Raw genomic sequence first — 6,178 nt, 5'->3', positions numbered from 1 at the left:
CACCGATCAGGGCGCGCAGTTCACCAGCGCCACCTTCACCGGCAGGCTGGAGGCCGCGGGCGTCGCGATTTCGATGGACGGACGCGGCCGTTTCATGGACAATATTTTCATCGAACGGTTGTGGCGCTCGATCAAATATGAAGAGGTGCATCTGAACGCCTATGCTGACGGGCGCGAAGCGCGAGCCGGGAGTGCCATCGCGCATGTGCGTTCCTTAGCGGATTTGCGTGCTCACGCTAGCCCGCATGTTTCTAAGGCCGCTATCTGCTCGGACGACGAAAGGGAGGACGAAATTGATATGGCGCGCCTCGCTGCATGGCACACCAAAGGCGTTACACAGAGTGCTTTTGTGTCATTGTGCGAGGACCCCTCACGACTGCTCCTTTCAAAGGACGAGACCGAGCATGGCGCGAAGGCAATTGCAGAGAACGCTAAGGAGTTACACACCTACACGATACCGAGTGTCATCGCTTGGCCGACAAAAAAAATCAACGGTATTTTAGAGCGCGGCCATGCTCCTGGAGATGAGGAGTTGCGAGTTTGGGTGAGGGGAATACCGACCGAGGAGGCCGAGGTCTTGTTTCTGGGCGGCAATCTAGCTGACTATCGGACAGCCAGCGTAGATAATCCGAAGACGGCTGACGCACTGCAAGATGGTCCGCCCGTCAAGAAAGCAAGGGTCAGCTCCGATGCGCCCGAGATGATACGGCATCATCACGGCCAAACTTGATCGCATGTGACGCGCGACTCAGGCGTTCGCGTCAGCGCTCATTAATCCAAATCCGCATTTCGCCTTCGCCGCGGTTAGCCCAGCTGAACCACGGAATGAATGTCAGCGGCTGCAGTTGTAGCTGTCCGGGCACTTTGTCGTACTGATAAAGCGCCCTTTCTTCAGAATGCGTGTGTTGCAACCTGGTCCCATCAGCCTGCAGCAAAATCTTGTCGCTAAAGAGACCAGAGCCTTCGATAAGCGAAAACTGGCTTTCTGCAGGAAGCCAAACGTTATGTAACTCGGTCCCGTTGTCGGCTTCTTCCAGACAATAAATCAAAGGGCCACGCTGGATAGCCACCTTGCCCGCCAAATTGCGAAGTTGCGGATGACCGTATACGCGGCGTACTTCCATCGGCAGCGATAGTTTGACCCGATCTCCCTGCCGCCACGTGCGGTGAATGTGCAAATAGCCCTTGCGCGACTCGCAATTGACAGGTTCGCCGTTCAGGGTCGTCTCCGGCGCGCTGCACCATTCCGGCAGGCGCAGGGCGAGCGTGTGGGCGATTGGCTGTGCAGATTCCACAGCGATTTCCACCTCGTCCCTCCAAGGATAGTTGCCGCTTATGAGCAACCGCAGCGTATGCCCGCCGACCGATACCGCCACGCTATTGCCAATATAGAGATTGATATAGAGCGCGTCGGAGCATGGCGTATAGATGTAATGACCAATTGATGTGAAGATGCGTGCGATGTTCGGCGGACAGCAGGCGCAGCCAAACCAGCGTTGCCGCACCGGCCTGACATGACTGTAGATGCCATTGGACCGCAGCGTTTTGGGATGAACTTCGAGCGGGTTAACATAGAAATAGTGACGCCCATCAAAAGCGATACTGCCCAGGACCGTATTGTAGAACGCGCGCTCCATCACGTCGGCATAGCGACTGTCCACTTCCATCTCCAGCATACGGCGCGCGAACATCATCAGGCCAATCGACGCGCAACTTTCCGCGTACGCAGTATCGTTCGGCAGATCGTAATCACTGCTGAACGCTTCGCCGAAGCTTTGCGAGCCGATACCGCCGGTGATATAGATCTGGCGCTGCACCATGTTTTGCCATAGCCGTAGGCAAGCCTGGCGTTGCTGCTCGTTCTGACGCAGCCGCGCGAGATGAGCGACCGCAGTCATAAGGTATACAAACCGAACCGCATGACCGGTTGCGGTCCGCTGTTCCGAAATTGGCAGGTGCGCCTGGCTATAGGCTTTATTTTTCACCATCGAGGGCACGCCAGATGATTTGACGTGGCAGGATTGCCGGCGTTTCTCGTGTTCTATGTCATAGAAGTGCGGCTCTGTGCCGCGTTGCTCCACGAAATAATTGGCTAGCGTCAGATATCGCTGCTCCTGCGTCACTTCGTAGAGGCGCGTCAATGCAAGTTCAATTTCTGGATGGCCATCATAGCCGTGTAACTGATCGCGCTCCGGGCCGAAAACCGTGCCGAGGTGGTCAGCAAGCTTGCAAACGACCTCCAGCAGGCGTCGTTTGCCAGTAGCCAGAAAGAAAGCGATACCCGCTTCAATCAAGTGGCCGGCACAGTAAAGCTCATGGCATTCGGCTAGGTTGCTCCAGCGGTCCTGAGGCGCCTTTAGCATGAAATAGGTGTTGAGATAGCCGTCGCCGCATTGGGCGGCCGCAATCACTTCAATCAGCTCATCGGCGGCTTTCTCCAAGTCCGGATTGGGCGCCTGGCACAGCGACCAAGCAACCGCCTCTAGCCATTTTGCGACATCACTGTCCTGAAAAACCGTGCCGTAGAACTCCCCCTTCGCACGTCCGGCGGCAATACGGAAGTTTTCTACCGCGTGGCTCGGTGTCGCTGCGGGATTGCGGTCGTTCAGCGCGTCCCATTGATAGGGAATCGCTACTTCCGTCACCAAGTGCTGGCATTTCCCAATCAGCGGATCCGAGACCTGTAGGTCGTGAAGATTGACTTCGGCCACATCTCGCTGATTCATCTCGTTTCTCCTTCGTGTGGGGCGAACGGGCGCCTAGCTCAGGCAAGCCAGCTCGCCATGATCGTTGTTGAGGTTGCGGCCTCGAAATTGGCGGCTGCGCCATCGTATTCTCCACGCGAACGTTGAAGCGCTAGAAATGGAAAGGCTGCCCCCGATGCCGCTGGACGGCGTAGGCCTCAGAAAGGGCCCGCCTAACACTACAGTTGCCGTTTTGCTTTGAGGTGCGCACGCCGAGCGGTCGCCTGGTGAGCTCTGCGCCAGAGTGACCATGCGATGATGTGTGCGGGCTGGATCCGCTTTCGAGCGAGCCTGATGGCGATGGGCCGAACTTCCTTGATTGACCATCGGATCAATGACGAGGCGGCGATGGCTTTGTTTTTGCCGTGGTTCGGCGTTGGGTTTTTTTGGCCGCGGCGGATTGGCATGATGGCGGATCACCGCCATCATGGCGAAGGCGAGCATCGCCATTGACACGTGGCGATGCCAGCCATGCCAGGAACGGCTCTCATTGTGATCGAGCCCGAACTCGTTTTTGGCGGTCTCAAAACTGTCTTCGATCGCCCAACGATGGCCTTCGACTGCGACCAGCGTTTCGATGGCTGTTCCTGCCGGACACCAAGTGGTGAAGAAGGCAAGGTCGCCATCGGCGATGCGACGACGGATCAGCAGGCCGCGTGTCCACAAGCCGTCATTTGCGCTGTTGAACTGCCCGGCATCGAGATCGGCCAGTTCGAGATAGCACCAATCATGCAGCCTCGGTCCTTTGGTTCCGTCCCCTGCCGACAGGCGTTTCCAGTCGGACGAACGCCGCGTCGAGGCGATGTCGGCGGCGGTGCCGGCGACCGATCGACGCTTGCCCCAGGAATGGAATACAAGAGCGCTGCTGACTCCGAGTACATAGCCTTTGCCCGCCTGGCGTAGTTGCTGTTCGATGTCGCCGACACCGTAGACGGTATCGCCAGCAACCCACTCGAATGGGACAGCCGCGGCTATGGCGCGTGCGATCATTCTCGTCGCAAGCTTTGGCTTGGTCGCAAAGCCGGTATCGGGGGGCACGTATGCGGCTTCCAGGCGCTCTGGATCGTCGGTCCATTCCTTCGGAAGATACAGCGCGCGGTCGATGAAAGCATGACCGTGGCGCGAAACGTAGGCTGCGAAGACGCCGATCTGGCAGTTCATGATCTTGCCCGCCGAACCAGTGTATTGCCGCGCCACTCCGCACGACGCCTTGCCCTGTTTGAGAAAACCGGTCTCGTCGATCACCAGGACCGCTTCAGGGTCCGCCAGATGCTCGATGACATAATCGCGGACGATATCGCGCAGAGCATCAGCATCCCAGTCCCTGCGACCCAGGATTGCCTGTTGCCGCCATGGGCCAGGATCGCCAGCTGCCTCCGCGCATCCAACCGGTCTTGCGTTGCTCGTCTCCAAGCAGACCTTCCAGAAACAAGCCTGCATTCTTCGCAACACGCTCTTGCCCGAACAACGGACGTATCCGCTTCTTGATCTCGCGAAGCGACGCCGCCCACAACGCAAGCGTCTCTTCAATCGAAGCTGCCTGCGTCCACGATCTTCGAATCATGGTTGCCCATGGATTCAGAAATCTTCAGAAAGGGCAACTGTAATGCTAAGCTTACGCTGCTTTCGGCGCATTCGAGCGGGCGGCGCGTGGTTTAAGGGCCCAGGTCGCCCCCTCCACGAGCAGTTCATCCCACTTCTTTCTGCCGAGGGGCTGCAAATCAAAAAAGCAATAATTGAGGCAGTTGATCCGTCAGTTCAGGCTGTATCCCCCGAAAGTTTGCTCAAGAACCGGGACTTTGCCGCCGGCCTCGATAAGAGAAGGGGCGCTCGGGATCAGCAAACCGCCAAAAGACCCCCGGCGGGATGGTCGCCGAACCGAGCACTGACCTTCTGAGCCATATCGTCCGCGCGCTAGACGCACCATTTTGTTGATTCCGTGCCGCACTCGCGAGCAACGAACCGCCAGATTATTTCCGCTACTGAATTCGTCGTTAGGGGCACAGAGCACACGGCTCGTCGCGATAATCTCCCTTGAGGTCTTGCATAGCAGGTGCACTGGCCCATTCATGCAGCGTTTTCTGTGAACTCAAACAGCACAGAGTCAATATGCGCTCTTTCACTTTTGCTTGCCCGATTACCACCATGATTGTCCAGAAATGGATCGATGATGATAAGGACTGCGCGACAGAGAACGAATTTCAAGGCTTTGTTTGCCCGGCTTGCTCGCAGTTGCACTGGATGAACAGCAAGCCTGGAACACTCTTAGACAAGGAGAAGAAATGAGGGGACTCCCTGGCTCGAAGCGCGAGTTGAGCACGCAGAGACTGGGGAACGCTTCTCGGCCCCACAGGTCTGCTTACCTCCTATATCCGCGCCGCAATTCCATTGGTCGCACCCAAGCAATAGAGAAACGCCTCTAGGGCGAAGGCCGAACGACATCTGCCGGACTACAAACTTTCGTATAGTCCTTCAAAACCCTTTCGATGTGGAAGGTTACCTCGGTACAGTTGAGCGATCGATGTAATGCCTATAGAGGGTCCAGAACTCGGCACTTCGAGAGCGTGACGCTTGCGCATTCGAAGAGGCCAGACGCGATTGACGTCGTCGATCGGGGACTGACATTAGCCTGCGCAGAGAAACGATTTGTCAAACCAAGAGAGCAAACGGCGGGTCGCTCTGATCACCGGCGTCACCGGGCAGGACGGCGCCTATCTCGCCGAATATCTGTTGTCGCTGGGCTATGTCGTGCACGGCCTCAAGCGGCGCTCGTCGTCGTTCAACACCGCGCGTGTCGATCATCTCTACCAGGACCCGCATGTTGGCGACGTGCCATTCCTGATGCATTACGGCGACATGACGGACTCGACCAATCTGATCCGCCTGGTGCAGCAGATCCGGCCGACCGAAATCTACAATCTCGCCGCCCAAAGTCACGTCGCCGTCAGTTTCGAAAGTCCCGAATACACCGCCAATGCCGACGCCATCGGCGTGCTGCGGCTGCTCGAGGCGATCCGTATCCTCGGCATGGAGAAGGAGACGCGGTTCTACCAGGCCTCGACCTCCGAGCTCTATGGTCTCGTCCAGGAGATCCCGCAGAAGGAGACCACGCCGTTCTATCCGCGCTCGCCTTATGGCGTGGCAAAACTCTACGGCTACTGGATCACCGTGAACTACCGCGAAGCTTACGGCATGTTCGCCAGCAACGGTATCCTGTTCAACCATGAGAGCCCGATCCGCGGCGAGACCTTTGTGACCCGCAAGATCACGCGCGGCGTCGCCCGTATCGAGGTCGGTCTGGAGAAGATGCTCTATCTCGGCAATCTCGACGCCAAGCGCGACTGGGGTCATGCCAAGGATTATGTCGAAGGCATGCACAAGATCCTGCAGGCCGACAAGGCGGACGACTTCGTGCTCGCCACCGGCGAGATGCG

The 6,178-nt window shown here is 57.6% G+C and carries 2 protein-coding genes and 2 pseudogenes; 2 read left to right on the top strand and 2 right to left on the bottom strand.

Going from position 1 to position 6,178, the window contains the following annotated elements; genetic code table 11:
* Nucleotides 1-187, top strand: a pseudogene (locus tag GWG65_RS39795) (IS3 family transposase); the annotation flags it as partial.
* 574 nt (nt 188-761) lie between these two features.
* On the opposite strand, the gene GWG65_RS39790 reads toward GWG65_RS39795, so the two are convergent.
* Together GWG65_RS39790 and GWG65_RS39785 are read right to left on the bottom strand one after the other, a co-directional pair.
* Nucleotides 762-2,726: a beta-L-arabinofuranosidase domain-containing protein gene (locus GWG65_RS39790; protein ID WP_275200852.1), complete on the bottom strand. Its 1,965-nt coding sequence runs from the start codon at nt 2,724-2,726 to the stop codon at nt 762-764.
* A 349-nt stretch (nt 2,727-3,075) separates the two neighbouring features.
* Nucleotides 3,076-4,308, bottom strand: a pseudogene (locus tag GWG65_RS39785) (IS701 family transposase).
* A gap of 1,082 nt (nt 4,309-5,390) precedes the next feature.
* Here GWG65_RS39785 and gmd point away from each other — a divergent pair.
* Nucleotides 5,391-6,178 (top strand): GDP-mannose 4,6-dehydratase (gene gmd / locus GWG65_RS39780; RefSeq protein WP_275200851.1); only part of this gene is annotated, 788 nt, incomplete at its 3' end.

The sequence above is a fragment of the Bradyrhizobium sp. CSA207 genome (assembly GCF_029051685.1).
Taxonomy (GTDB): Bacteria; Pseudomonadota; Alphaproteobacteria; order Rhizobiales; family Xanthobacteraceae; genus Bradyrhizobium.
This window is presented reverse-complemented; position numbering and strand designations above follow the sequence as displayed.

Excerpts from the sequence above, each read along its gene's own strand:
- GWG65_RS39790 (WP_275200852.1), bottom strand. The coding sequence starts at position 2,726 with ATGAATCAGCGAGATGTGGCCGAAGTCAATCTTCACGACCTACAGGTC.